This window comes from Pseudomonas sp. B21-048, from assembly GCF_024748615.1.
Lineage (GTDB): Bacteria > Pseudomonadota > Gammaproteobacteria > Pseudomonadales > Pseudomonadaceae > Aquipseudomonas.
This window is the reverse complement of record NZ_CP087168.1, coordinates 3,026,961-3,050,378: the sequence shown is the minus strand read 5'-3', so window position 1 is coordinate 3,050,378 and position 23,418 is coordinate 3,026,961. Positions and strand designations below refer to the sequence as shown.

At 55.0% G+C, this 23,418-nt stretch carries 23 protein-coding genes and 7 pseudogenes; 16 read left to right on the top strand and 14 right to left on the bottom strand.

Features of this window, described 5'->3' with window-relative positions:
* Positions 1–2: 2 nt before the first annotated feature.
* On the bottom strand, positions 3–890 hold the full coding sequence (locus LOY56_RS14410; protein ID WP_258614950.1) for a dihydrodipicolinate synthase family protein: 888 nt from the start codon (positions 888–890) through the stop codon (positions 3–5).
* Positions 891–931: 41 nt separating this feature from the next.
* Complete coding sequence (locus LOY56_RS14405; RefSeq protein WP_258614947.1) at positions 932–1,714, bottom strand: aldolase; 783 nt, start codon at positions 1,712–1,714, stop codon at positions 932–934.
* Between the two features lie 135 nt (positions 1,715–1,849).
* Here LOY56_RS14405 and LOY56_RS14400 point away from each other — a divergent pair, with 135 nt between their 5' ends.
* A complete protein-coding gene (locus LOY56_RS14400) occupies positions 1,850–2,386 on the top strand; it encodes a helix-turn-helix domain-containing protein (RefSeq protein WP_258614945.1) in 537 nt (178 codons plus the stop codon).
* Between the two features lie 375 nt (positions 2,387–2,761).
* Here LOY56_RS14400 and LOY56_RS14395 read toward each other — a convergent pair whose 3' ends face one another.
* A complete protein-coding gene (locus tag LOY56_RS14395) occupies positions 2,762–3,622 on the bottom strand; it encodes a LysR family transcriptional regulator (protein ID WP_258614942.1) in 861 nt (286 codons plus the stop codon).
* 183 nt (positions 3,623–3,805) lie between these two features.
* On the opposite strand from LOY56_RS14395, the gene LOY56_RS14390 reads away from it, so the two are divergent.
* The 3 genes from LOY56_RS14390 (at position 3,806) to LOY56_RS14380 (ending at position 7,495) form a co-directional block, all read left to right on the top strand.
* Positions 3,806–5,332, top strand: coding sequence for an MFS transporter (locus LOY56_RS14390; protein WP_258622664.1), 1,527 nt, complete (start codon positions 3,806–3,808; stop codon positions 5,330–5,332).
* A 137-nt stretch (positions 5,333–5,469) separates the two neighbouring features.
* Entirely contained in the window at positions 5,470–6,051 is a 582-nt protein-coding gene (locus LOY56_RS14385; protein ID WP_258614939.1) for a TetR/AcrR family transcriptional regulator, read from the top strand.
* Between the two features lie 223 nt (positions 6,052–6,274).
* A complete protein-coding gene (locus tag LOY56_RS14380; RefSeq protein ID WP_258622658.1) occupies positions 6,275–7,495 on the top strand; it encodes an MFS transporter in 1,221 nt (406 codons plus the stop codon).
* A 184-nt stretch (positions 7,496–7,679) separates the two neighbouring features.
* On the opposite strand, the gene LOY56_RS14375 is transcribed toward LOY56_RS14380, so the two are convergent.
* The gene (locus tag LOY56_RS14375) at positions 7,680–8,564 is read right to left on the bottom strand and encodes a LysR family transcriptional regulator (RefSeq protein ID WP_258614938.1); all 885 of its coding nucleotides are present in this window, start codon (positions 8,562–8,564) and stop codon (positions 7,680–7,682) included.
* A 107-nt stretch (positions 8,565–8,671) separates the two neighbouring features.
* Here LOY56_RS14375 and LOY56_RS14370 point away from each other — a divergent pair, with 107 nt between their 5' ends.
* Complete coding sequence (locus tag LOY56_RS14370) at positions 8,672–8,965, top strand: muconolactone Delta-isomerase family protein (RefSeq protein ID WP_258614937.1); 294 nt, start codon at positions 8,672–8,674, stop codon at positions 8,963–8,965.
* Positions 8,966–9,059: 94 nt separating this feature from the next.
* On the opposite strand, the pseudogene LOY56_RS14365 reads toward LOY56_RS14370, so the two are convergent.
* Positions 9,060–9,595: pseudogene (locus LOY56_RS14365) on the bottom strand (transposase); the annotation flags it as partial.
* Between LOY56_RS14365 and LOY56_RS14360 the strand changes: the two are divergent.
* A pseudogene (locus tag LOY56_RS14360) lies at positions 9,594–10,103 on the top strand (IS3 family transposase); the annotation flags it as partial. The pseudogenes LOY56_RS14365 and LOY56_RS14360 sit on opposite strands and share 2 nt — an antisense overlap.
* Before the next feature lie 85 nt (positions 10,104–10,188).
* Here the strand turns inward: LOY56_RS14360 and LOY56_RS14355 are convergent.
* On the bottom strand, positions 10,189–10,608 hold the full coding sequence (locus LOY56_RS14355; protein ID WP_258614936.1) for a DUF1330 domain-containing protein: 420 nt from the start codon (positions 10,606–10,608) through the stop codon (positions 10,189–10,191).
* Positions 10,609–10,713: 105 nt separating this feature from the next.
* Here LOY56_RS14355 and LOY56_RS14350 point away from each other — a divergent pair.
* Positions 10,714–10,909 (top strand): annotated as a pseudogene (locus LOY56_RS14350) (LysR family transcriptional regulator); the annotation flags it as partial.
* Here LOY56_RS14350 and LOY56_RS14345 read toward each other — a convergent pair.
* The 3 genes and pseudogenes from LOY56_RS14345 to LOY56_RS14335 form a co-directional block, all read right to left on the bottom strand.
* A pseudogene (locus LOY56_RS14345) lies at positions 10,900–11,055 on the bottom strand (transposase domain-containing protein); the annotation flags it as partial. The pseudogenes LOY56_RS14350 and LOY56_RS14345 sit on opposite strands and share 10 nt — an antisense overlap.
* Positions 11,056–11,132: 77 nt before the next feature.
* Positions 11,133–11,570: a GNAT family N-acetyltransferase gene (locus tag LOY56_RS14340; protein ID WP_258614935.1), complete on the bottom strand. Its 438-nt coding sequence runs from the start codon at positions 11,568–11,570 to the stop codon at positions 11,133–11,135.
* A 265-nt stretch (positions 11,571–11,835) separates the two neighbouring features.
* Positions 11,836–12,753 carry an AraC family transcriptional regulator gene (locus LOY56_RS14335; RefSeq protein WP_258614932.1) on the bottom strand — a complete coding sequence of 306 codons (918 nt, stop codon included), beginning with the start codon at positions 12,751–12,753 and terminating at the stop codon, positions 11,836–11,838.
* 124 nt (positions 12,754–12,877) lie between these two features.
* Between LOY56_RS14335 and LOY56_RS14330 the strand changes: the two genes are divergently transcribed.
* The 4 genes from LOY56_RS14330 (at position 12,878) to LOY56_RS14315 (ending at position 16,308) form a co-directional block, all read left to right on the top strand.
* Positions 12,878–13,840 carry an SDR family NAD(P)-dependent oxidoreductase gene (locus tag LOY56_RS14330; RefSeq protein ID WP_258614930.1) on the top strand — a complete coding sequence of 321 codons (963 nt, stop codon included), beginning with the start codon at positions 12,878–12,880 and terminating at the stop codon, positions 13,838–13,840.
* Positions 13,841–14,254: 414 nt separating this feature from the next.
* On the top strand, positions 14,255–15,163 hold the full coding sequence (locus LOY56_RS14325) for a proline dehydrogenase family protein (protein WP_258614929.1): 909 nt from the start codon (positions 14,255–14,257) through the stop codon (positions 15,161–15,163).
* Between the two features lie 369 nt (positions 15,164–15,532).
* Positions 15,533–15,979: a GNAT family N-acetyltransferase gene (locus LOY56_RS14320; protein ID WP_258614926.1), complete on the top strand. Its 447-nt coding sequence runs from the start codon at positions 15,533–15,535 to the stop codon at positions 15,977–15,979.
* 113 nt (positions 15,980–16,092) lie between these two features.
* Entirely contained in the window at positions 16,093–16,308 is a 216-nt protein-coding gene (locus LOY56_RS14315; RefSeq protein WP_258614923.1) for a DUF6434 domain-containing protein, read from the top strand.
* 581 nt (positions 16,309–16,889) lie between these two features.
* On the opposite strand, the gene LOY56_RS14310 is transcribed toward LOY56_RS14315, so the two are convergent.
* Both LOY56_RS14310 and LOY56_RS14305 read right to left on the bottom strand, forming a co-directional pair.
* The gene (locus tag LOY56_RS14310) at positions 16,890–17,549 is read right to left on the bottom strand and encodes a LysE family translocator (protein WP_258622656.1); all 660 of its coding nucleotides are present in this window, start codon (positions 17,547–17,549) and stop codon (positions 16,890–16,892) included.
* A gap of 153 nt (positions 17,550–17,702) precedes the next feature.
* Entirely contained in the window at positions 17,703–18,023 is a 321-nt protein-coding gene (locus tag LOY56_RS14305; protein ID WP_258614921.1) for a GNAT family acetyltransferase, read from the bottom strand.
* An 86-nt stretch (positions 18,024–18,109) separates the two neighbouring features.
* Between LOY56_RS14305 and LOY56_RS14300 the strand changes: the two genes are divergently transcribed.
* Positions 18,110–19,315 (top strand): ISL3 family transposase, encoded by a 1,206-nt coding sequence (locus tag LOY56_RS14300; protein WP_258614918.1) that lies wholly within the window; start codon positions 18,110–18,112, stop codon positions 19,313–19,315.
* 93 nt (positions 19,316–19,408) lie between these two features.
* On the opposite strand, the pseudogene LOY56_RS14295 reads toward LOY56_RS14300, so the two are convergent.
* A pseudogene (locus tag LOY56_RS14295) lies at positions 19,409–19,501 on the bottom strand (antibiotic biosynthesis monooxygenase); the annotation flags it as partial.
* A gap of 318 nt (positions 19,502–19,819) precedes the next feature.
* On the opposite strand from LOY56_RS14295, the gene LOY56_RS14290 reads away from it, so the two are divergent.
* Both LOY56_RS14290 and LOY56_RS14285 read left to right on the top strand, forming a co-directional pair.
* The gene (locus tag LOY56_RS14290) at positions 19,820–20,197 is read left to right on the top strand and encodes a c-type cytochrome (RefSeq protein WP_408980335.1); all 378 of its coding nucleotides are present in this window, start codon (positions 19,820–19,822) and stop codon (positions 20,195–20,197) included.
* A gap of 171 nt (positions 20,198–20,368) precedes the next feature.
* Positions 20,369–20,891: pseudogene (locus LOY56_RS14285) on the top strand (GNAT family N-acetyltransferase).
* A 1-nt stretch (position 20,892) separates the two neighbouring features.
* On the opposite strand, the pseudogene LOY56_RS14280 reads toward LOY56_RS14285, so the two are convergent.
* A pseudogene (locus LOY56_RS14280) lies at positions 20,893–21,096 on the bottom strand (aspartate/glutamate racemase family protein); the annotation flags it as partial.
* Positions 21,097–21,259: 163 nt separating this feature from the next.
* Between LOY56_RS14280 and LOY56_RS14275 the strand changes: the two are divergent.
* Positions 21,260–21,754: a hypothetical protein gene (locus tag LOY56_RS14275; protein WP_258614915.1), complete on the top strand. Its 495-nt coding sequence runs from the start codon at positions 21,260–21,262 to the stop codon at positions 21,752–21,754.
* A 109-nt stretch (positions 21,755–21,863) separates the two neighbouring features.
* Positions 21,864–22,541 (top strand): DUF3313 domain-containing protein, encoded by a 678-nt coding sequence (locus tag LOY56_RS14270; RefSeq protein ID WP_258614912.1) that lies wholly within the window; start codon positions 21,864–21,866, stop codon positions 22,539–22,541.
* Between the two features lie 133 nt (positions 22,542–22,674).
* Here the strand turns inward: LOY56_RS14270 and LOY56_RS14265 are convergent, their stop codons facing one another.
* Complete coding sequence (locus tag LOY56_RS14265) at positions 22,675–23,100, bottom strand: YciI family protein (protein WP_258614910.1); 426 nt, start codon at positions 23,098–23,100, stop codon at positions 22,675–22,677.
* Positions 23,101–23,418: the final 318 nt, after the last annotated feature.

Genomic DNA, 23,418 nt, shown 5'->3' with positions numbered 1-23,418 from the left:
GACTACGATGCCAGATCGTTCAGCAGCCCTTTCAGGAAGGTGCAACTTTGAGCATCGAGCGGTTGAAGTGGAAGGCGGGGGCCGCCGACGTCAAGGCCCTGCATCTTCAAACCTGCCTTGATAGTGGTCGGCAGACCACGACGAGTGATGTATTCCAGCATTTCGTACTGGCGATAAAACAGAGTACGGGCTTCTTCCAGCTTTCCACTCTGCACGGCATCCCACAGCGCCAGGTTCAGCTCGGGAATGAGGTTGGGCGCGGCGGTACACCAACCCGTGGCACCGGCAACCAATGCCTCCAGGGCCAACGGGTTGCAGCCGTTGTAGAAGGCTACCTTGCCATCTGTTGCCTTGAACAGGCGGTGCATGCGTTGAATATCGCCAGTACTTTCCTTGACCATGGTGACATTCTTCACTTCGCTCAGAATGCGCAGGATCAGATTGACCGACAGATCAGTGCCGCTGGTGCCTGGGTTGTTGTAGAGCATGATCGGGATGTTGATGGCTGCACCTACAGCCTTGAAATGATCGACGATTTCCGTATCAGTCAGCTTCCAGTAAGAGGCCGGAAGCACCATCACCGCAGTGGCGCCACAAGCTTCAGCCAGTTGAGCACGCTGCACAGTACGCGCGGTGGTCAGGTCAGAAACGCTGACCACAGTCGGGACTCGGTCAGCGATCTTCTCTTGGCTGAAGCGGACAACCGACTCCCATTCGCTATCGGAAAGATAAGCTCCCTCTCCGGTACTCCCCAGAGGGGCGATGGCATGCACGCCGGAAGCGATCAGCCTATCGATAGATTGCCCCAAGGCGACCAGATCCAGTGAGCCGTCGACCGCGAATGGAGTAATGGTGTAGCCGATAACGCCGCGAATTACAGAAGTAGACATGCAGGCACCTTTGCATTTTCTATTTATGAATGTAGGTACGATCAGGCCAGGCAGTCGCCATGGGTACGCAGTGCGCGCCGTGCGTAGTAGCTGAATGCTGCACCGTGACGTTTCGGGGTGGAGATCCAGTCGTGAGCTTCTTTGCCTAACAATTCGGAAATGGGGCGAATTTCCCCTGCGCTCATGGCCAGCAATTGCATCCTGGCCGCACGTTCGAACAACAGTGCCAGGACGCAGGCCTCTTCAATCGAATCACCCGCAATCAGCAAGCCATGGTGGGAGAGCAAGATGGCGCGCTTGTCCCCGATAGCCTTGGAAATAATCTCGCCTTCTTCATTGCCCACCGGGATACCTGGCCAATCCTTGAGAAAGGCGCAATCGTTGAAAAGCGGGCAGATGTCCATATGGGAAACTGCGAGCGGGACTTCCAGCATCGACAGCGTGGCGCTGTGCAGTGGGTGCGTATGGATAATGCAATTCACATCCGGGCGAGCCCGGTAGAGCCAGCTGTGAAAGCGATTGGCGGGGTTTGCCATGCCTTGGCCCTTAAGCACCTTGAGGTCTTCATCGACCACCAGCAGGTTCGACCCGCAAATCTCGTCAAAGCCCAAACCCAGGCGCTGCGTATAATAGCTGCCTGGCGTTTCGGTACGGGCGGTGATCTGCCCGGCCAGCCCTGAGTCATGACCGCCGTCAAAAAGAATTCGGCAGGTGAGTGCAAGCTTCTGTCTCGGGGTATATTCGTTATCGATCAGTGTCATCACCATTTGCTTCTCAGCGAGGGTGACGAGCTGATCCTTCGGGATCTGCATGGTCGTGGTCACGGTCAGTACCTGGTCGAAAACAGTTCAAATTGCCAAGGAGTCGCTGCAACGACTCTCAAGGACACAGAGTGATGCTAATGACACATTGTGTCATTAGCAAGCCGAGTGTCATTATTTTTCAAGGAACGGCGTTGGATGGCGGTGCAGCTGAGAATTTTGCGGAAGAAGATGGGGATAACCCTGGAGCAGCTGGCCGGGCAAACCGGATTGACCAAGAGCTATCTGTCGAAGGTGGAGCGGGGTGTGAGTTCGCCCTCCATTGCGGTGGCACTCAAACTGGCCAAGGCATTGAATGCCCAGGCTGAAGAGTTGTTCAGCACCGAGGCGGTGCCCACCGAAGGCTATAGTCTGGTTCGACGTCAGCAGCGCGAAGCCAATGACGCGGGAGTATCAGTGGCTCACGTACCGCTGGCGCGCCATATTGGCCATCGGGCGTTGCTGCCATTTCTGGTCTATCCGCCACGCTCGTTTGGCCACTCTGCCTTCAAGGAGCACCTTGGGGAGGAGTTCATCTATGTGGTTCGTGGCCGTGTCGAAGTCGATTTCGGTAACGAACGGCAGACGTTGGATGAAGGCGACGCCCTTCATTTCAATGCACAGAAATCTCATCGTCTGCGCACTGTTTCTGACGAGCAAGCAGAGTTGCTCGTAGTCGTACATAGCTCGGATTAGGCGCCAGGGTTCGCGCGGGGTAACAGTTGAGCAAGGCGCTGGCCGCCGCAAACGGGCTGATCAGATCAGAATTTCCCCAGAGGAGCAGGACTGGCATGCGCAACTCGACCAGCCGGAGCGTGAGGTCGGTGCTGTCGTCGAAAAACCAATTCGGTAGTGTCGTGGTGGCAGCAAAATCCGGGCGCCAGTCATGCGCGCCCAGAGCAGACATATTCACCCCGCCAGAGGTGACGGTCAGCGTCAGGTGCGTGATCAGTTAAGGGTGTTCAAGCGCTGTGGGCGGGGGATGCGATCACAGGTTCGGTCCTTGAAGGTGCGATTGAAAAAAGTCAGCAGAACAGGGCGCTTACCCTGGAATGCCAATGGCAGTTTGTTCTAGATCGATGGCGACTCAGACATCTCCACCAGCAGTTGCCCGAATGCATGGGCCGCAGGCGTCTTTCCTGTGACACTCCATATCAGTCTGAAATCAGCCTCCGGCAGCGGTGGCAGGCCATATTGACCATCAATCACCACCATACCGGGTTCCAGATCTCCCAGCGGTAGCGCGGTGACGGCAAGCCCCGCCAACACCGCCGCCCGCAATCCTTGTTGACTTGGAGAGGTAAAGGCGACCCGCCAATTCACGGTGGCACTCGCCAATGCCTCTACGGCCACCTGGCGGTGTACGCAGGGCGCTGGTGCAAACGCCAGCGGCAAAGGGGAATTGCCGGTAAAGTCGAAACCCTGCGCCGCGGCCCAGACAAACCGGGTTTCGCGCAGCACGGTACCGCCGACCTGACTGCCCGGCAATGCCATGATTACGGCCAGATCAAGCCCATCGGCATCGACCAGCGCGCGCAGGTCGAGGTAGGTGCCGACGGTTACATCCAGACGTACGGCGGGAAACTGTCTGGCGAACCGAGTCAGTAACGGCGGCAGGCCATCGCCGATAAAGTTTTCCGGCACACCGAAGCGCACGGCCCCGGATACCGACGACGCTTCGAAACGCCGGGAGAGGGCGTCTTGCGCTCTGAGGACGTGTTCGGCATGGCGCAGAAAATCCTCGCCATCTTCTGTCAGCGTCAAACGTCGGGTAGTGCGCACCAGTAGCGCGGTACCGGCCTGTTCTTCCAAGCGCCGGACCTGATGACTGATCGCTGACTGGCTCAAATGCAGCCGCTCTGCGGCACGAGTGAAACTGCCGGTCTCCTTGATCGCGACAAAAGCACGCAACAGCGCTGGGTCGAAGTCCATTGGGTCCACTCATGATGAATATTAATAAAACTTACGAAATTAAATCATTTCTGTCATTTTTTAATTACTTCCAGAATGCGGCCGGTCACTTGGAGTTATGTCGGGTGACGCTGGTGAGGCTATCGCGCCAACTCCCCTTGAGCGGTCTTGCCAGTGCCCATCAACTTGATCTGGAAGATCATGATGTCGTTCTCTTCTTCGCAAAAAGATATTTTCACAATAGCCGCCGTTTGCTTGGCCTCGCTGATGTTCGGCCTGGAGATCTCGAGCGTGCCGGCAATCCTGCCCACGCTTGAATCGATTCTGCACAGCGATTTCAACGATATGCAGTGGATCATGAATGCCTACACCCTCGCCTGCACCATGGTGCTGATGGCCACCGGTACCCTGGCGGATCGGTATGGGCGCAAGCGAGTGTTTGTCATTAGCCTGGTGCTTTTCGGCATTACCTCACTGGCCTGTGGATGGGCGCAAAGCGCCAGTGTGTTGATTGCAAGCCGATTCCTGCAAGGCATGTCCGGGGGGGCCATGCTGATCTGTCAGGTGGCCGTGTTGTCTCACCGATTTCAGTCGGGAGCTGCGCGCGGTAAAGCATTCAGTGCCTGGGGGATCGTGTTCGGCATCGGTCTGGGGTTCGGCCCGATTATCGGCGCAGCTATCGTGGCGCTGTCGAGTTGGGAATGGGTGTTCCTGGTGCATGCGCCCATTGCCGTGCTCGCGCTGGTGCTGGTGATCGCCGGTGTCGATGAATCACGCGATCCGCAGCGTCGCAGACTGGATGTGTTGGGCATTATCTCGTTATCGCTGGCAGTGTTGGGTCTTTCCTGGTTCATCACTCAGGGAGCGGGGGTGGGTTTCTCCAGCGGTTCGGCCATCACCAGCCTGATTGTGGCAATGGTCAGCTTTATCGTTTTTGTCGTCGCCCAGCGACGCCATGCCGATCCCATGTTCGACTTCTCGGTGTTTCGTATCCGCCGCTTCTCGGGTGCTTTGCTCGGGTCGGCAGGCATGAACTTCAGCTTCTGGCCCTTCATGATCTACCTGCCTCTGTACTTTCAAAATAGCCTGGGCTACGCCGGTATCGGCACCGGTCTGGCACTGCTGGCGTATACGCTGCCGACGCTGGTTATCCCTCCGTTAGGCGAACGGCTGGCGCTGCGCTATCGACCTGAGGTGGTGATTCCCGCGGGCTTGTTCACCATAGGCCTGGGATTTCTGCTGATGAAATGGGGCAGCAGTGTCACGCATGCCAGCTGGCTGACGATGCTTCCAGGCTGCCTGATCGCCGGCATCGGATTGGGGCTGACCAACACCCCTGTGACCAATACCACCACTGGGTCGGTGCCCAGTGAGCGTGCAGGCATGGCATCGGGCATCGATATCAGCGCTCGTATGATTAGCCTTGCAATCAATATCGCGCTAATGGGATTCATCTTGGTGGAAGGCATCCTGTCTTCCCTGCGCGACCACTTATCGGGCTCGCCCGATGAAGTGCAATTGAGGTTGCTGGCGGAGAATATTTCAGCCGGCAACTCCGCGGTGTTGGGGCAGCCTGGCCAGGGCACTACGATTGCACTCGATGTCGCCAACGCAGCTTTGGCGCATGGGTTTGGCTGGGTGATGTTATATGGCGGTATTGCTGCGTGGGTGCTTGTGGTGGCGAGCTGGGTGGTCTTTCGTTCGGGCAAGGCCGTGAATGCTCAGCAGTGAGTGTCATCCGAAGCCGCCGATTTGTACTCTCGGCGTCCTCTATTGATACGGAGTAAGGTGTGAAATCAACCCATCCTTGACGAGCGAGAAGTAAGACAGTATTTTTCAGGAATGATCATTCCTGAAAGGCTGATTCGATGCGCACCAAAGAATTTGAGCATGACGAGATTGTCGACGCAGCCATGCAGGTTTTTTGGCAACTCGGCTATTGCGCCACCTCGATACAGAATCTGGTGGACGGTACCGGATTGTCTCGAAGCAGCCTGTACAACGCCTTTGAGAACAAGCATGGATTGTACGAGCATGCGCTGCGCCGTTATCACGATCTGACTGCCACGAACGTAGCGCTGCTTCAGGAATCGGGCTCGGTCAAAGGGCTGATCCAGCAACTACTGATGAGGATCGTCAATGATGAACTCAGCGATACCGGGCAACGCGGCTGCCTTGCCGCCAATGCCACACTTGAACTGGCTAGCCAGGACGAATCCGTTGCCGAGTTGGTCTCCCGCAACTTCCTGCGTCTGGAGAAAGCTCTGGAGCGTGCACTCATCCGCGGTCAGGCAGAGGGGGAAATCCCCACCCACAAGAAACCTCGCGCGCTCGCACGCTTTATAGTGAACACGATTCAGGGCCTGCGGGTATTGAGTAAAGGCAGTGCTCACCAGAACCGTCGGCAACGCTTGCTGGATGTGGTCGACATCGCGATAGACGCGTTGTAACGCAGGACGGGGTGTTGTAATGCTTCAAGTGAAAGACTGGCAGAGACCCGTATTTATTTGTCCAGAACTGGAATGATCATTCCAGATGAATTCAAAGCAATTTTGTTCATTTTGCAAACGGCCTTCAACGATTAAAACGCACCACGGTTGCTGCCTGAATTCACCTCAGGCAGTCGATCAGGAAACAGGAAATGTATTTTTTATCAGGGATACAACGATGACCATGCACGGCGACAATGGATTGATAGCAACGGGGCTCGATGAAACGTCTTCTGCGCAAAGGCTGCCCGTGTGGAGACTGTTGGCATTTACGATGGCTGGCTTCATCACCATCATGACGGAGACTATGCCAGCCGGCCTGCTGCCTCTGATCGGGCAGGGACTGGGCGTCTCGCAGGCCTTGGCGGGTCAGTTGGTTACGCTCTATGCTTTAGGCTCGGTGCTGGCGGCGATTCCGGTCATTGCTGCTACGCGAAAATGGCGCAGGAGGCCATTGTTCCTGCTGGCGATCGGCGGGTTGCTGGTCTTTAACACCGTGACGGCATTGTCCTCCCACTATGTACTGACCCTGGTCGCGCGGTTCATCGCCGGAATGGCGGCGGGCGTGATATGGGGGCTGTTGGCCGGTTATGCTCGACGCATGGTGCCACATGATTTGCAGGGGCGGGCCCTGGCGGTGGTCGGCATTGGTCAACCCATTGCCTTGTGTCTCGGCGTGCCCCTAGGCACCTGGCTGGGTACTCTGTTTGATTGGCGTGGCGTGTTCTGGATCATGTCGGCCCTCGCGTTACTGCTATTCGTATGGGTGCGGTTTGGCGTGCCTGACTACGCGGGACAGAATGAACGTCAACGCCAGCCGATCTGCAGAATTCTTCTGACCCCAGGTCTGCGCTCGATACTGTTTGTGATCTTCGTCTGGATACTTGCGCACAACATCCTCTACACCTACATCGCGCCATTTTTGGACTCCGTCGGGCTTGGTCAGCGAATAGACCTCGTGCTGCTGGTCTTCGGTGTTGCCTCTATCGTCGGCATCGGGGTCACAGGAATGTGGGTGGATCGTGGGTTGCGTGTGCTGACGCTTCTTAGTCTGGCGGTTTTCGCGATGGCGGCGCTGGTGTTGGGAATGGCAAGCAGCTCTCCCAACATTGTGCTCCTCAGCGTTGCGATCTGGGGGCTGACGTTTGGTGGCGCTCCCACGCTGCTACAGACGGCCATTGCCGATACCGCCGGTGACGGCGCCGATGTCGCGCAGTCGATGCTGGTCACCATCTTCAATCTGGCAGTGGCCGGAGGTGGTATTGCTGGTGGCTTGTTGCTGGAGCATGCGGGGCCGAGCTCTTTCCCCCCAACACTGCTGATATTGGCGCTGCTCGGTCTGTCCGTGGTTTGGCTAGCTAGGGTCAATGGTTTCAAGCCTGGCCATCGCGCAGTCATGCAATAAGAGTGGCCAATGGGCCGCTGGATGGATGTTGAAGATCATAAAAATAGCTTGAGAGTCTGCTTTCGGCACAGAGTGTGTAAAGACGTAAGCGGCTGGTAAACGCACATGGACAACGCTCTCAATATCCATCCGCGCTCTTGAACTGGTTACGGCATCGGCTTGCTCGACTCGACGCAGCGTCATGCTAAGCCGCCAAGAGCGCTTGCCGGAGCGTCGCGACAAGCGGCTTGGGGTCATCCTTGCGCCAGATGGCATAGACCCTGACCCGTGAAGGAAACCAGGGCAGCTCGCGAAATATGACGCTATCTGCAAGAAAATCCCGAAGACTTGCCTGGACAAAGGTAATGCCCAAACCTGAGGCCACCAGCCTCAAGGCTGCCAGCAGGTCATCCGCCTCTACCTTGATGTCAGGCAAGAAACCGCAAGCGGAGCAATTCTCAAGAAAACGCTGGCGGGCCGCAGGATTTTTTGACCGGGCCAAGGCAACCCAGCGCTCCCCGTTCAAGTCTTGAGGAGCAATGCTCGCTTGCGTGGCCATCGCATGTCTTTTTCCCAGAACAAGCAGTAGCGCTTCGCTTGAAATCTCCATGGACTCTATGACTGCGCTCTCAGGCACTGAATACACCAGCCCGAAATCAAGCGCTCTACCGAGCAGGGCCTCGGATTGTTCTGAGGAACCCATGGGGCGGAGTTCGAAGGTAGCAGCCTGATGGCCTGATTGCAGACCCGCAAGGGCACGCGGTAATACATTGGAGTGCATGGCGGCTTCGACATAACCCACGGCAATATGGCCTGTCTCGCCAAGAGCGATACTGCGCGCTGATGCTTCGACTTCAGATGCATGGGCGACCAGGCTGCGCGCCTCCTGAAGGAAAAGACGTCCTTCGTCAGTCAGGCGCATACGCTGGCGCGCGCGTTCGAATAACCTCAGACCAAGCTGTGCTTCAAGCTGAATGATTTGCCGACTCAAAGGCGACTGCGAGATATGTAGACGGCTGGCGGCTTGACCGACATTTTCAGTTTCAGCAACAGCGATAAACGCAACAAGCAGTCGAAGATCTAAGGTCATGTGAATCGGGTCTCAAGTCATGTAGAACGCGTCTTGGACCAGAATAGTGTTTTTTGCAATTATCCGTGAACTGTTTAAACGACGAACGCCTTGAAGGGGATATACATATGCAGTTCATCACACTTTCGCGTCGAGTCTCAGAGCGGTTTTCCGATGCGGATTTTGCGCCTCATCTCGAAGCCGAAGCTCAGCGTGCCAGGGCTCTCTATCTGGAGGGATTTATCCGCAACATCTGGCACCGTGGTGACATGGGTGGCGCCTGCCTACTGGTTGAAGCCGAAAACGAGACAGCCGTTCGGGAAAAGCTGGCAACGCTGCCACTGGTAAATTCCGGGATGCTGGAAATCACTTCTGTTGTACCGTTGAAACCTTATGGTGGATTTGGCCCAAGAATCCAGTAACCGCTCTTCGTCCGATAATATTTAGTACAGAGCCAAGGAGGCACTCGATGCAATTCGTCAAAAGGGTATGCGCCCGGCCTCCCGTCTTGCGTCACTAAACCGGTTGCCATCTATGCGGCGGCAGCTGCGCAATATTAATTGCCCGTTGCGTCGGCGGGCGCGTGAGCACGTCCTTCAAATAGGCGTACGGATCATGCCCGTTGAGCCGCTCCGACTGGATCAAAACTCATGATCGCCGCCGCCCGTTTTCCGCTGCCAGGGAACCTGCAAAGAGCCAGTTTTTCTCGCGGACTTAACCCTCAATTTCATACAGCAACTGAATGTAACGCAGGGCCTGCTCGGCGAGCGTGCCTTTGTTGGTGGCGTGTAGTTCGAAAAACTTGCGCCGCGCATGGGCCATGCAGCCGATCTCGGTGACGCCGAGTTCGAAGCTGGCTTTGTAACCACCAAAATCATCACATACCAGCTTGCCCCTCCAGTCTTGCAGGAAGTTGCGAGCATGCTCACCGGCGCGGCTGGGGCTGAAGTCGTAGGCGACAGTTGCTGTTTTGCAGAATTGGCTGGTGGCGTAGCCCAGACATAAGGACGGTGGGTTTTCTTCGAGCCTGGCGCGAGCATCTGCACCGGTGTACCGGCACCCAATCAGGTGTGGTGCGGCGACATCACCTACATTTTGGCCCAGGGGAAATGGCATTATCTGGCTGTCGTGCTGGATCTTTGCGCGCGTTGGGTGGTGGGTTAGGCATTGTCGGAAAAGCCGGACGCCGAGTTGGTTATCAAGGCACTGGATATGGCCTACGAGCAACGTGGAAGGCCTCAGGGCCTGCTGTTTCACTCGGATCAAGGGTCGCAGTACGCGAGTCGTTTATTTCGCCAGCGGCTGTGGCGTTATCGAATGCGCCAGAGCATGAGTCGCCGGGGAAATTGCTGGGACAATGCGCCGCTGGCTCGCGTGTTCCGCAGCGTGAACACCGAATGGATACCGACTCTGGGTTACAGAACGGCCCAAGAAGCCCAATGCGATATCAGCCATTTCTTGATGCATCGGTACAACTGGATTCGACCCCATCAATTCATCGGTGGGCTGGCGCCAGCTCGGGCCGAAGAAAAACTTAACGTCGTGTCCGGGATTAGTTGACCACTACAGGTATCTCGCTGGCAAGCCAGCGGTGACGGTCTTTGACCTACCCCTCAAATCGAGGTGTAATCGAGTTGCGCATGCTTTAACGCCCACGCATCAGGACAACTTGGCTCACTCCAGCCTTGTTTCGAATAGCCGTCGCGCGCGTATAAGTAGAGGACTTGTACCATTCCTCCGCAATGTCCAAGGACGGAAATTCAATAATCGCAGCTCTATCCAAGGACGGAACGCCCTCAATTTGGCGCATATCATTTCGACTAACCGCAGATATCACGCGACCTTGATATGGCTTTAGAGACGGAAGGACTAAGGATGCGTACTCCGTATACGCATCTGGATTGTTTACCTGAATAAAGAACACCGCATATCCAGGCTTGTTGGGGCTGGCCATTTCGGGTTGCGTCTGTCCCGACGCAAGGCTAGCCGCAAGAGATGTCAAAGTGACAAACGCTAGAACTCCGCTGGCGATCTTACGATGGAGACTCGACTTAGTCATTTTCATACTGACGTTCCTTTTCTGTTCAGTTGCAATCACAGTCAGCATTGCAGAAAAAGGAGATACAATCCAAGACTGATATGGACACATTTAAGACCATATGAGCATCACATGGATTTTAAGTTACTTCGCGCCTTTGTCGTTGTTGCTGAGACCGAAAATGTTGGTCAGGCGGCTGAACGATTGCACATCTCACAGTCGCCGCTTAGTCGTCAGACTATGCAACTTGAAGCGCAACTTGGCCTCACCCTATTCGAACGATCACGCCAACGGCGTCAGACTGACGGACGAAGGTCGTTATTTCTTATTGGCGTGTTTCTGCGTCGGCAACCGCGCCAGTACGTCCTTCAAATACGCGTACAGATCATGCCCGTTGGGCTTGGTCGACTGGATCAGGCTCATCAGCGCGGCCGCCCGTTTTCCGCTGCGCAGGGAACCTGCAAAGAACCAGTCTTGCATAAGCGTCCGCCGAACACATTGCGTGGTTACGCGGATGCGCCCTCAGGGTCTGGTCAGTGCATTTTCAGTGATTATTTCAGGCACTTTTCAAAGCGAATATCCCCTTCCGGTAAGTTCGCCACGGGCTGCCAGCCGAGGTTTCGATAAAAGCCACTCGCGCGGCTTGCTTCAGCGGTTTCTAGCCATATCGTCTGGTGGTGTTGAAATAGAAAACCTTCTGCTTTACCCATCAGGCTGCGCCCTAAACCGTGCCCTTCAAATTCAGGGAGAACGAAAGCAGCAAACACGCAACCATCCTCAACATCAGCCATAGAAAAACCTACGGGCATACCATCGACCTCAGCGATCCAAACGCAAGGAGCCTCTAGGATTGCCTGCCTTATAGTTTCGGGAGTAATGCCCATTTCCGCTAACTGATCATGAGACAGGTGGTTTTCCTGAACGCTGGTTCGAATATCAAAAATGGCGCTGATATCGGTTTGATTGGCGAGTCTGATGATTTTTTCCATGACTTACTCCTTTGAATTCGATCAACGCGACGAAAAATACCCTTACATGTCTGGCGTAATCAAAGGTGGCCCCAACTATGCGGCAGCAACTGATCGATTTCGCTCGCCCGCTGGGCTTTGTGGGGGCGGGTAGATGACTTGGCCGAACGGATACCTCCTTCCGACGCAGCGGGCGAGTGAGATCGGCAAGTTGCTGCCACATCAATGGATACCTGCCTGACTTATCAAAGCATGTACCTCGTCAACCTACTGAAGATCAGTCTTATTACTGGGATATGGGTGTCACTCTCTCTCTGTATTCACGAGGCGAACACGTCATGATGCGCTTGAAAGCGTGGCTAAAAGCACTGTCGGAGTCATAGCCCAGCTTTTGTGCTATGGACGAAATGGTAGTGTGGTTTGTTTTCAACAATTTCGTAGCTAATTGCATCCGCCAGCGCAAGACATAGTCTAAGGGGGTGACACCAGATTTTTGCTTGAACCGCAAAGCGAAGGTCGAGCGAGAAACACCCGCGATTTTGGCAAGGTTCTCGACCGTCCAAGAACGCGCAGGATCGGCATGAATGGCTTGAATGGCTGCCCCGATACGTGGATCGGATATAGCAAGCAGCCAGCTCGGTGCGCTATTTCCTTCTTGGATCAAATAAATTCGTAAAACCTGCACCAGCATGATGTGGCCGAGATACTGAACCACAATCGAGTTGCCAAGAGACGGATAGGTGAGTTCATGAGCAATGCGCTGCAAGGCCCAATTCAGCACGGATGCTTGATCCGAACCACTTTTGATGACTGCGACGGGAGGCAATCCGTCAAATAGAAGGCGCGATTCCTCACCGAAGTCAAAACGTCCCCCGATCAGGAAAAACGCATCGGCTGTCCCACAACGGGCGATGCCATTGACGGCATGGCGATAAATCGCATCCGAATGGATGGCCGGAAATGCTAAGTCGCTGCGGAGTGAAAACGCCCGCTTTCGCGCCAAAAGAAAGCAATCTCCGGCCGTCAATCGGATAGGTTGCTCCACGCCTTCCACCACGAGCCAACAAGTCCCTTCAAGGATTGCATTGAACTTGATGCCGTCGGGTGGCGGAAAGTCGATGGCCCAGTCTCCACCAGCCTTCAGACCTGCAAAAAAGGAGCTATGAGTGCTCAGGAGCGAGAGAGCTTCGGACAGGGGATCCATAAGGTATATAGGACGATCTCGACAGATTATTGGACTTTGTTGCATTCACAGTCCTGAGTCTAGCCTAGACAATAGTGGGCGTGGGCTTTGCCCTGATTCAATGTCAGATGCACAAGGAAATGCCATGACCTGCAAACAGTCTCCCATCCGCTCCGGTTTCGGAACGGTAACCACCGCATCAGAGCTACTTGAAGGGTGCGATCTGTCCAACACCACTGTCATCGTCACCGGGGGGCACTCCGGCCTGGGTCTGGAGACGACAAGAGCACTGACGAAGGCAGGCGCGCGTGTCGTTGTCGCAGCGCGTGATGTAGAAGCTGCTCGCGCAAAGACTAGCGGAATCGCCAATGTGGAAATCGAGCGACTGGATCTTTCCGATCTGACCAGCGTGCGCGACTTCGCTCAGCGTTTCTTGGCAAGCGACCGACACATCGACATCCTGATCGGCAGCGCGGGAATCATGGCTTGCCCGGAAACCCGCGTAGGGGCGGGTTGGGAGGCACAGTTCGCCACCAATCATCTGGGGCACTACGCCCTCGTGAATTTGCTATGGCCTGCGCTCAAAGGGCGAGCAAGGGTGGTTGTGGTGTCATCGGCTGGGCATCATCAATCGGGTATCCGCTGGAACGATGTGCAATTCACGCAGGGCTACGACAAGTGGTTGGCATATGGGCAGTCGAAGACGGCCAATGCACTGTTTGCTGTCCACCTTGATCGGCTTGGTCAGCACGAGGGCGTCCGGGCTTTCTCCCTTCACCCAGGCAAGATTCTCACTCCGCTCCAGCGTCATCTGGCGCAGGATGAAATGATTGCCGCCGGCTGGCTAGACGTCAACGGCCACCTTGCCGATCCGACTTTCAAGACGACGCAGCAAGGCGCGGCGACTCAAGTTTGGGCCGCAACATCTGCGCAGTTGAATGGCATGGGAGGCTTATATTGTGAGGACTGTGAGATCGCTTCACTGGACGCAAGCGAACCACCATCCTTTGTCGGCGTCCGGCCTTATGCCGTCGACCCTGATCAAGCCGAACGTCTTTGGGCACTATCCGCTCAACTTACAGGGATTGACGCTTTTGAAAGGAAATGAGTGATTGGCGCGCAGCGGAGAAACTGCCCATCGAGTCGCCGCCGCTGTCGCACGGAAGAACAGGACGAAGACCCTAGGCGAACAGTTGTTCATCCGTAAGCGTCCGCCCAACACTCTTGCTTTTTTTTGTGGCATGGATCACCGTTCAGCCCCCCTTCAAACTCTGGGGTAGAAGACTTCAGCAACAATTGACGTTAGCAAACACCTAGAGAAGAAAGCATGCACGCCGCCGCCTGGCCCCCATTGATGAGCTGAAGCTCGCAGTAGACGCTGCCGCTATGCGCTGACACATACGGCTGTGACTCTGCTTCATGCTGCTCCCAAAAGGGAGTAGCGGCTCTGCTTCGTCCGTGGTTTTTCGACGCTTTGGCGCGGAGAAACGGAAGTTGGCTGTTTTTCGTTTCGGGTATTGATATGCACCTTTTCAACGCTTTGATGGCTCGTGCTGTCCCTTTTATTCCTCGTGCAATTATCCAAAAAATCTCCCGCCGCTACATTGCTGGTGCCACGCTAGGCGAAGCCCTTGCGCGAGTTCAACAGCTAAACGCACAAGGGTTTTGTGTGACTCTCGACGTATTGGGCGAGACTGTTTCGACTCCACAACAGGCTGACAATACGGCGATCGATTACATTGATTTGCTTGAAGCGATTCAAGCCAATGGATTAAAAGCCAATATTTCGATCAAGCCTTCCTCGCTTGGATTGCTCCTCGACATGCAGCAATGCGAACGCCTCGCGGAGCGCATTCTTGAAGCCGCAGAGGGCCACAAAAACTCTGTTTGCATAGATATGGAAGATGTTAACTGCACGGAAAAGGAAATCGATCTGTTCACCCGATTGAGGAGAAGCCATAACAATGTTGGGCTGGCATTGCAGGCCTATTTGAAGCGTACTTATCAGGATATTGAGGTGCTCACACGCGAAACAAGCACTCTGCGCATCTGCAAGGGTATCTATGTGGAGGAGCGATCGCATCTTGTGAGCGGCTCATGGAGTGATCGTACCGCCATCAACAAGCATTTTTTGGATCATGTCATGCGCTGCTTTAACGTCGGCAGCTTCGTTGGTGTGGCCACGCACGACGCTGCACTGATCGAGCAAGTTATTGCTCTGGCCCGAGACAACGGTATCGACAGAACCCAGTTTGAATTCCAGATGCTGCTAGGCGTTTGCGAACCCTTGCGTGACAAGGTGTTGGGAATGGGATTCAGCGTGCGCATTTACGTACCTTTTGGTATGGATTGGTACGGTTACAGCACGCGCAGGCTTAATGAGAGTCCTGGTCTCGCGGGCTATGTCGCCAAAGCGCTTATCGGTCTCTGAAGACCTAATAAAAGTACACAACATAACGGGATCGCTGCATTCAGTAAGTGAACTCCAAGGTGCGATCACTTTGATCTGAGCAGAGATTCATGTCCTGACGTAATTTGTGATGGGATGATTTCCTTCCAGTGAAAACTGGAAGGAGGCATCGCTTTTCGTGGGGGAGTTTTATGGGGATCTGCCCATCACGCCAGCGTCATTAAAGTAAACGTCCGCACAGCATTCCCAGCATGATCAGTCCGGCATGGACGCTCCGAGCAGCGTCAGCACCTAGATGCTAAATCGTGACGGTCATGGAAAGTGCCTTAGATGTTGCGGCAGGGGCGAGAGTCGAACAATATTGAATCTCCTGCAACTCAAGAGACCGATATGATCCGGCTAGCCGAAGCAAGCGATGAGCCTGAGATTAGAGATTGTGCCGAACAGGCCTATGTTCGCTATGTTCCAATGATCGGGCGTAAGCCAGCTCCGATGGTCGCCAATTTCGTCGCTCAGATAGCGGCAGGAATGGTGTACGTGGCGACGGATGACCAAGCCACCTTTCAGGGGTTCATTGTGTTCTATGCCGAAGAGGAGCATATCTTGCTGGAAAACGTGGCCGTCCTGCCCAGTGCAGCCGGACGCGGTGTAGGCAGAGCGCTGATCAGCTTTTGTGAAGATGCTGCTCGGCAGCGTGGCATGAACGGCGTACATCTCTATACCAACGAGAAGATGACCGACAACCTCGCGATTTACCCCAAGCTAGGGTATGTGAAGGTGGCACAACGTACGGAAGACGGGTTCAAGCGCGTTTACTTCGAAAAATCCCTCACCTGACCAAGTGCGGCTTGACCCAAATTGGCGCCGCTTTTCCAGCATCGATGGCAAGACTCGAAACATCCCATGCCATGAGTTTATAAATCAGACCACTAACTAGAGAGCCTGCCCCCATGAGTTTCAACTGGCACAGTGATCAGCTCACAAGAAATACGACAATTTGCAAGAATTACCGAAATACACAGAATGTCCGCAGATTCATGATGGAACACTGCGGCGCGAACTTTAAACTTGACAGAGATTTTATGGCCTGGATACGTAATGGCGTACCTAAAACACTCGGAGAAGTTGTCGATGAGTGGCTGCGCCGAAATCGCGATGCCCATTGAACGACCGACCTGCATCAGACCAAACACTCTAGATGTTCAACCAGGCGCCCACTTCATCCATCCGAATCGCTGGGGGAATATATTCAGCGTCGCGGCCATCTCCCCGGAGGCGCGGCGGTATATGAGAGTAGGAGTACTACGATAAGGAAAGCCACCTGGGACAGGTAGAACGGCTCCAGCCATTGTTGCTTCAATGCGACGTAAAAAGTGTTATGGATTACGTCGACCATGATAATCGCTACCGTAAGCACGATTCCGGCCCTTGGCTTGATGAAAAGTAGCGAAGCTGCAAGCGGGTCAAAAAACGTAAGCGCCCCCCAAAAAATACGGCTGGCCAGGTAAGTGTCAGGCCCGTATCCGTAGTCCCAGAGCAGTCCATGCGAAACGTCTGCACGGATGTGATTAGCGGTTGCGATAAAAAGGCAGCATGCGAACAATATTCTGACGGCGAATGACAGTTTTGCAGCTACACAGAGCCTGATCTCAGCCCTGAAAAGATAAGTCTTGAAGTCGTCAGCTTTCATAATAACCAAGGCTCAACGGGGCTGAAATCTTAGCCCCGCGACGCCAATATACTGATCCTATTTTTGGCTGAGTGTCGCTATCGATACGCCCGAAGCCACGAAGGTGAGTCCTGCCCCTACGTTCAGCCCATTTACCAGTCGTGGCCTTTGACGCAAAAAACGGGACAGTGCAGTGGCAAATACGCCCATCAATGCGAATCCCACTGCCGTCAGTGCGGCGAACCATATGCCGTACACCAGCATCTGTACACTCACTGATCCGCGTTGCGGGTCGACGAACTGCGGGATGAACGCAAGGACGAAAAACCCAGGCTTCGGATTGAGTGCTGCCGAGAGTAACCCCGTGAGGAAAATGCTCGGCAGTGATTGCCGAGTCGCTGGCTGGAAACTAATCAGGCTACGAGAGCGTAGGACTTTTATACCAAGCCAAAGTAAATAACCGGCGCCGATGAGCTTGACGACCCAGAAGGCAACTGCGGACGTCTGCATAAGCAAAGTCAGTCCTAGCGAAGCGGTTGCCACATGAAAGAGAATTCCCGCCCCGGATGCCATGCCCGATACGATAGCGGCTGTTCTGCCCTGACTGAGTCCTCGGCCTACGGCCAGCAGATTGTCCGGGCCGGGTGCAAGTACCAATAGCAAGCACGCGGCAGTATAGGCAACCCAAATATTGATCGGAAACACGGCATTATCCTTAAGCCTCACCGAGGCATCCATCCTCACGTAATGCCAGACTGTGCCTTTATCAGGTAGCAAAGTCAAAGCCACTGAATTCGATAAAGATGTATTTGCCGAACGGTTATTCATGAGCCGAGCGATAAACAACATCAAGGAACACCGCGCTGCGTTTTTACACACTCCGGCCGTCCTTCAGGACAACTCTCCAGGCTTCGCGATATTAGATTCGATCTTTTTCCCCATGCTGATGCGCGGTTCGGTCGAGTAGCCCAGAGATTCGTAGAAAGTCTTGACGCTTTCATTTGCGCTGACGATTTGCAGGTTGATTTTCATGCACCCCCGTGCGGTCAAAGCGCCTTCAGCATGACGGACCAGATTTGCGCCTAAGCCTCTTCTGCGATGTGAAGGATGCACTGCAATCGAGTACAACCAGCCACGATGGCCGTCGTATCCGGCGAGAACGGTGCCGATAACCTTATGTCCTGCCAGAGCAACAAAAAAAAGGTTCTTCACGGAATCCCGGGAAACACAGAAACAAGAACGCCGATTTGATTGATGATGTTCGTGCGAGCAAACACATCTAACAAACCGGCGTTCTTATGCGCGATATTAATACTTTCCTTCCTTTTTGGGAGGGCTTTTCTGTTGTCACCATCAAGCCTGATGGCGATACCCTACAAATCGATCTAACCCCTCACGCCACCCGGTTCCCATCTTGTGGCGGGTGCCAAAAGCCCTGTTCAACCACTCATGAGTATTGCGAGCGAACCGTTCGTGATTTGCCCATCCTCGGCCGTGCGGTGCGTCTCAGCGTGTTGCTCAGACGTGTTGGCTGCCGTGATTGCGGCAAACGCATGGAAGCCGTCAGTTGGCTGGATCGCTATGCCCGCATGACGCGCCGCCTGTCTGAGGCCGTCATTCAAGCCTGCGAGCGTCTGCCCACGCTGCACGTGGCTCAGATGTTTGGGCTGCATTGGGACACCGTGCGGTTGCTGGAGCGTCGGGCCTTGCAAGCGGCGCTGAGTGTTTTGCCGAAGGCGCAGCCACGGCGCCTGGTGATGGACGAATTCGCCCTGTTCAAAGGTCATCGCTACGCCAGCGTTGTGCTGGATGCGGATACACGACGAGTGCTGTGGATCGGCGAAGGCCGCAGCCGAGCGGCGGTCAGGCCATTTTTCGAAGAGCTCGGACCGCAGGGTTGCGCTCGCATAGAAGCGGTGGCGATGGACATGAACACCGCGTTTGACCTGGAGGTTCGCCAGCAATGTCCGAACGCGCGAGTGATCTACGACCTCTTTCATGTGGTGGCCAAATATGGCCGAGAGGTCATTGATCGAGTCCGCGTCGACGAAGCTAATCGGCTACGTCACGACAAGCCTGCGCGCAAGGTCATCAAGCAAGCGCGATGGCTGCTTCTGCGTAATCCGCAGAACCTGAAAACGCCGGAGCAACAGGTCCGTTTGGAGGATCTGCTGGCGGCCAACCAAGCGTTGATGACGGTCTACTTGATGAAGGCTGAACTCAAAACGCTTTGGACGCCGAGCACCGCTTGGGGCTGGCGATCAGCCTGGAAGCAATGGCTGCGCCATGCTCAAGAAAGTGAAATACCGGCTCTGATCCAGTTTGCAAAGCGACTAAAGGGTTACTGGCGGGGCATCGTCAGCCGGGTTCGCTGGCCGATGCACACGGGTCAGCTGGAAGGCATAAACAATCGAATAAAGGTCATTAAGCGGATGGCGTACGGTTACCGGGACAGCGAATTCTTTTTCATGAAGATCAAGAGCGTCTTTCCCGGTAATCCGTGAAGAACCTTTTTTTGTCTGAAGGTTTTGTGGTGTCTGGTCGGGCCTCTTCGCGATCCGACTTGCCCGCGAAGAGGCCATCAGCCCAATTGTTTGTCAGACGATAGGAAAACTGTTGAAGTCGACGACGTTGGCCAGTCGGCTGTCGATCAGGCCGATAAAGCCGTGCATTTCGGGGCAGTTGAAATGCACGCATCATTGTGTAGAAGTTGCGTGGATGAAAAGCCTTCGATCCCACTGCTGGAACCCACTGGCGGTGAGCTTTCGGCAATCGTTGGTAACCGGCATCGACCTTGGTCAGCACTTGGTGCGGCGGTAAAGGCAGGTGGCACTGCATGACTGTACAATGCCGACGAGCCCGTTAACCTCTCGCGGGCGCGTGCACATTGCTAATGAATAATCTCGGTTCAAATGTTATCGCGAGAATTGAGTGTTGCCGTGGCAACTTCCGGGGTTTGCCCTCGATCCAGATCTGATTTATACAATAAGGCCACATGAAAAATGAAAATGAAAATAGTATTCATCGTTTCGCTAGGCATTTTATCGTTAATCCAAACATCACTGTCCTTCGCGGATAATGCCAATGGGAAAAATCTCTATTCGCAGAGATGTATCATGTGCCACGGAACCGATCTCAAAGCAACAGGGCCATTGGCTAATAAAAGCAATCCTCCTACACCTGATCTCACAACATCCGCTTTCAAAAAACGACTAAATGATTATCCGGGCGTTATTGTGTCATCGATAATACTTCGTCCAAATGGAGACTTGATTCCAAGAACTTTGAAAGAGAATGGTGTAAAGCTACCGCCGTACGCTTGGAGGATTCAGGACCTGCGTGATTTAAATCAATACATGAGTGGGGTGATTTCAAAAAATCGATGATCTGAAATGATGGATGGTCGATTGTCATGCTTTTTACTCTAGCAGGGGGTTGCGCAGTTGAATGGGGCAAGCTCCCCCCGCCATAGGTGCGCATCTGCAATTGTGGTCGCCATGCAGAGGGCGTGCGGTTTAAAGTGGTCGGCCACGCACCGATCAAGGACGAACAGCACCGTGCCAGACCATGACCCCGCCATTCATCTCGAACGCTTCAACGAATCGCACATCGAGGGCGTTACTGCGCTCTACAACGATCTGGCCGTGGCCCGGCAGGTGCTGCAGATGCCGTTTCAGTCCACCGAGGTCTGGCGCCAGCGCCTGATGGCGGATAACGAGCGTGCGGTCAAACTGGTGGCGCTGCACCAGGGATCGGTCATCGGCAACATTGGCCTGGAACAGTTTTTCGCGAATCCGCCGAAGCCACGCCGGCAGTCTCGGCATGGGCGTTGCGGTGGCGTGGCAGGGCAAGGGCGTCGGTTCGAAACTGCTGGCGGCGGCACTCGATGTTGCCGACAACTGGATGAACCTGCAACGGGTCGAGCTGTCGGTGTACGCCGACAATGAAGCCGCCATCGGGCTGTACCAGAAATTCGGCTTCGAGACCGAAGGCCTGTTTCGCGATTACGCCGTGCGTGACGGGCGACTGGTCGATACCCTGAGCATGGCGCGCCTGCGTCGCACGCTCAAGGCAGACTGAATCAGTCACCCAACGCAAATGCCACCGCCGCCTGCGCATGCAGTTCGGTGGTGTCGAGCAAGGGCAGGGCGCTGTGCTCGGGTTTGATCAGCAGGCCGATTTCGGTACAGCCGAGGATGATCGCCTGGGCGCCGCGCTCGGACAGCGACTCGATCACCCGTTGATAGACCTGGCGCAAGGCCTCACTGATCACCCCGACGCACACCGCAGATCTGACAGGTGAAACCTGGAAAAGCAGGAAAAACACGACCGTTTGTCGCGTTCATCCGCCCAGGCTCTGTAGCCGTTCGCACCTTTGCCATACGCGAGCGGGCGGCATCTGCCATGATCAACTTCCGCAGCACCGCTTCAACCAAAGGAACACCGCAATGGACGACGTACAGCAATTGGGCGAGATGCTTCGCCATTACGCAGATAGCGAAGCGCACAAGAAGCAACTGTTTGAATCGCAATCGGCCGTGTGGGCGACGCGAATTGGTGAGTTGTTCGATCAGATCCAGCAGTGGCTGACACCGGTCCTGGCGCCAAATCTGTTGGAAGTGAGCCGCGAGGTGTATGTCGCGTCCGGGTCGAGCGTGCCGGTCGAGACGTCGACGTTCAAGACCGAGAAACTGTCCATTGTGATTGCCGGTAAACCGGTGGAGTTCGTGCCGGACGTGATGGGTGCGGGAGGGCAGATTTCCCTGGCAGTGATGGGCTTGACCGCCGCGCGTTATGGCAGCATTTCGCTGGTGTGCCTGCCACCGTCCAGCGACTGGCAGTGGCGCAAAACCAATGGCTTGAAAGATCCGGATATCTTTGCGTTCGATGCGAACTTCCTGGCGCAGCAGCTACAGGGCCTCATTCCCCGCGAACGCAGCTAATACTGCAGTAACAAATGAATATTGCGTGGTTTCATAACAAAATGCCGGACATTGGCTATACCTGTAATTCCCATATGCAATATTGTTGCCGGCTGACAGGAGTTACAGCATGAAGCTTGCGTTAATGATGAGCACACTGTGCATCGCCTCTATCGGGGTGGTGGGTTGCTCCAGCAAAGTCGTCGAGCCAGACCAGTATTCCGGCTTTCTCAAGGACTACAGTCAGCTGAAGGAAGCCAAGTCGCCATCGGGTGCCGTGGTGATGCGCTGGATGGACCCCAAGCTTGATATCAACAAATTTACCAGTGTCTACATCGAGCCGACTCAGCTCTATCCCAAGCCGCAACCGACGGCGAAAATTCCTCAGACCACGCTAAACGGCATTACCGGCTACTACGATCAGGCGCTCAAGCGCGAGGTGGGTAAATCCCTGCCATTGGCCTCCGGTCCTGGCCCCGGGGTGATGGTGGTGCGTGCGGCGATCACCGGCATCAGCAGCAAGACCGAAGGCCTCAAACCTTATGAGGTGATCCCGATCGCCCTGGTGGCAGCGGCAGTCAGCACTGCCAGCGGTATTCGCGATCAGGAAACCGACTTGGCCACCGAAGCGGTGTTTCTTGATGGCGGCAACAACAAAGTCATTGCCCAGGTCGTGCGCAAAGGCACCGGCAAACCGCTGGAAAACGCAGATCAGGTGATGAAGGCCGATGACGTGAAAAGCGTGATCGATGGATGGGCATCGGACCTGCATCAGTCGTATCTGAAACTCAAGTCCAAGTCCAAGTAATGCGGCGGGGCTGAGGGCCTGTATCGCGAGCAGGCTCGCTCCCACACTGGATCTGCTGTGAGCACTATTTGTGAACACCAGAGATCAAATGTGGGAGCGAGCCTGCTCGCGAAAGCGGTCCTTCAAGTGCGCTTCAGTGCTTCTTCGCCTGCGCACGCACGCGCTCTTCCTGCTCGCGCAACTGCGGTGTGAATTCGGCACCGAAGTCTTCGGCCTCGTACACTTGGCGAATCTCGATCTCGGCCTCTGTACCCGGCATCGGGTTAGGGCAGCGCTTGACCCACTCGATCGCTTCCTCTTTCGACTTCACCTGCCACAGCCAATAGCCGGCGATCAGCTCTTTGGTTGTGGCGAACGGGCCGTCGATCACCGTGCGCTGGTCACCCGAGAAACGCACACGGGCGCCTTTGCTGCTGGGCTGCAGGCCATCGCAATCGATGAGGATGCCGGCCTTGGCCAGTTCCTCGTTGAAATTGCCCATCGCGGTCATCAGTTCTTCGCTGGGCATCACACCGGCCTCGGAATCCGGGCTGGCTTTCACAATGATCATGAATCGCATGGTCTTGTCTCCGCTGGATTTGAATGACTCATTGTCTAGTCGAATGGCAGTCGCCTGAATCGACACTATCGCTAACAAAAGACCGCAAAAGGAACGGATTTGCTACCTCTGTGAGTGGCTCATGGCACCTCGATATAAATCCACACCGATAACTATGTACCGCACCTGACCGCGGCTCCATCGACATGCTGTGCCTACAGACAAGGAGTGACTGTATGGCACAAAACATATTGAACGATGAATCGACAGGGGAAGTTGTCATCAGGCCGGGACCCTCATCCTCGGGCAGCGTTTTTTAGCGTCGGCGGAGGGGTTTCA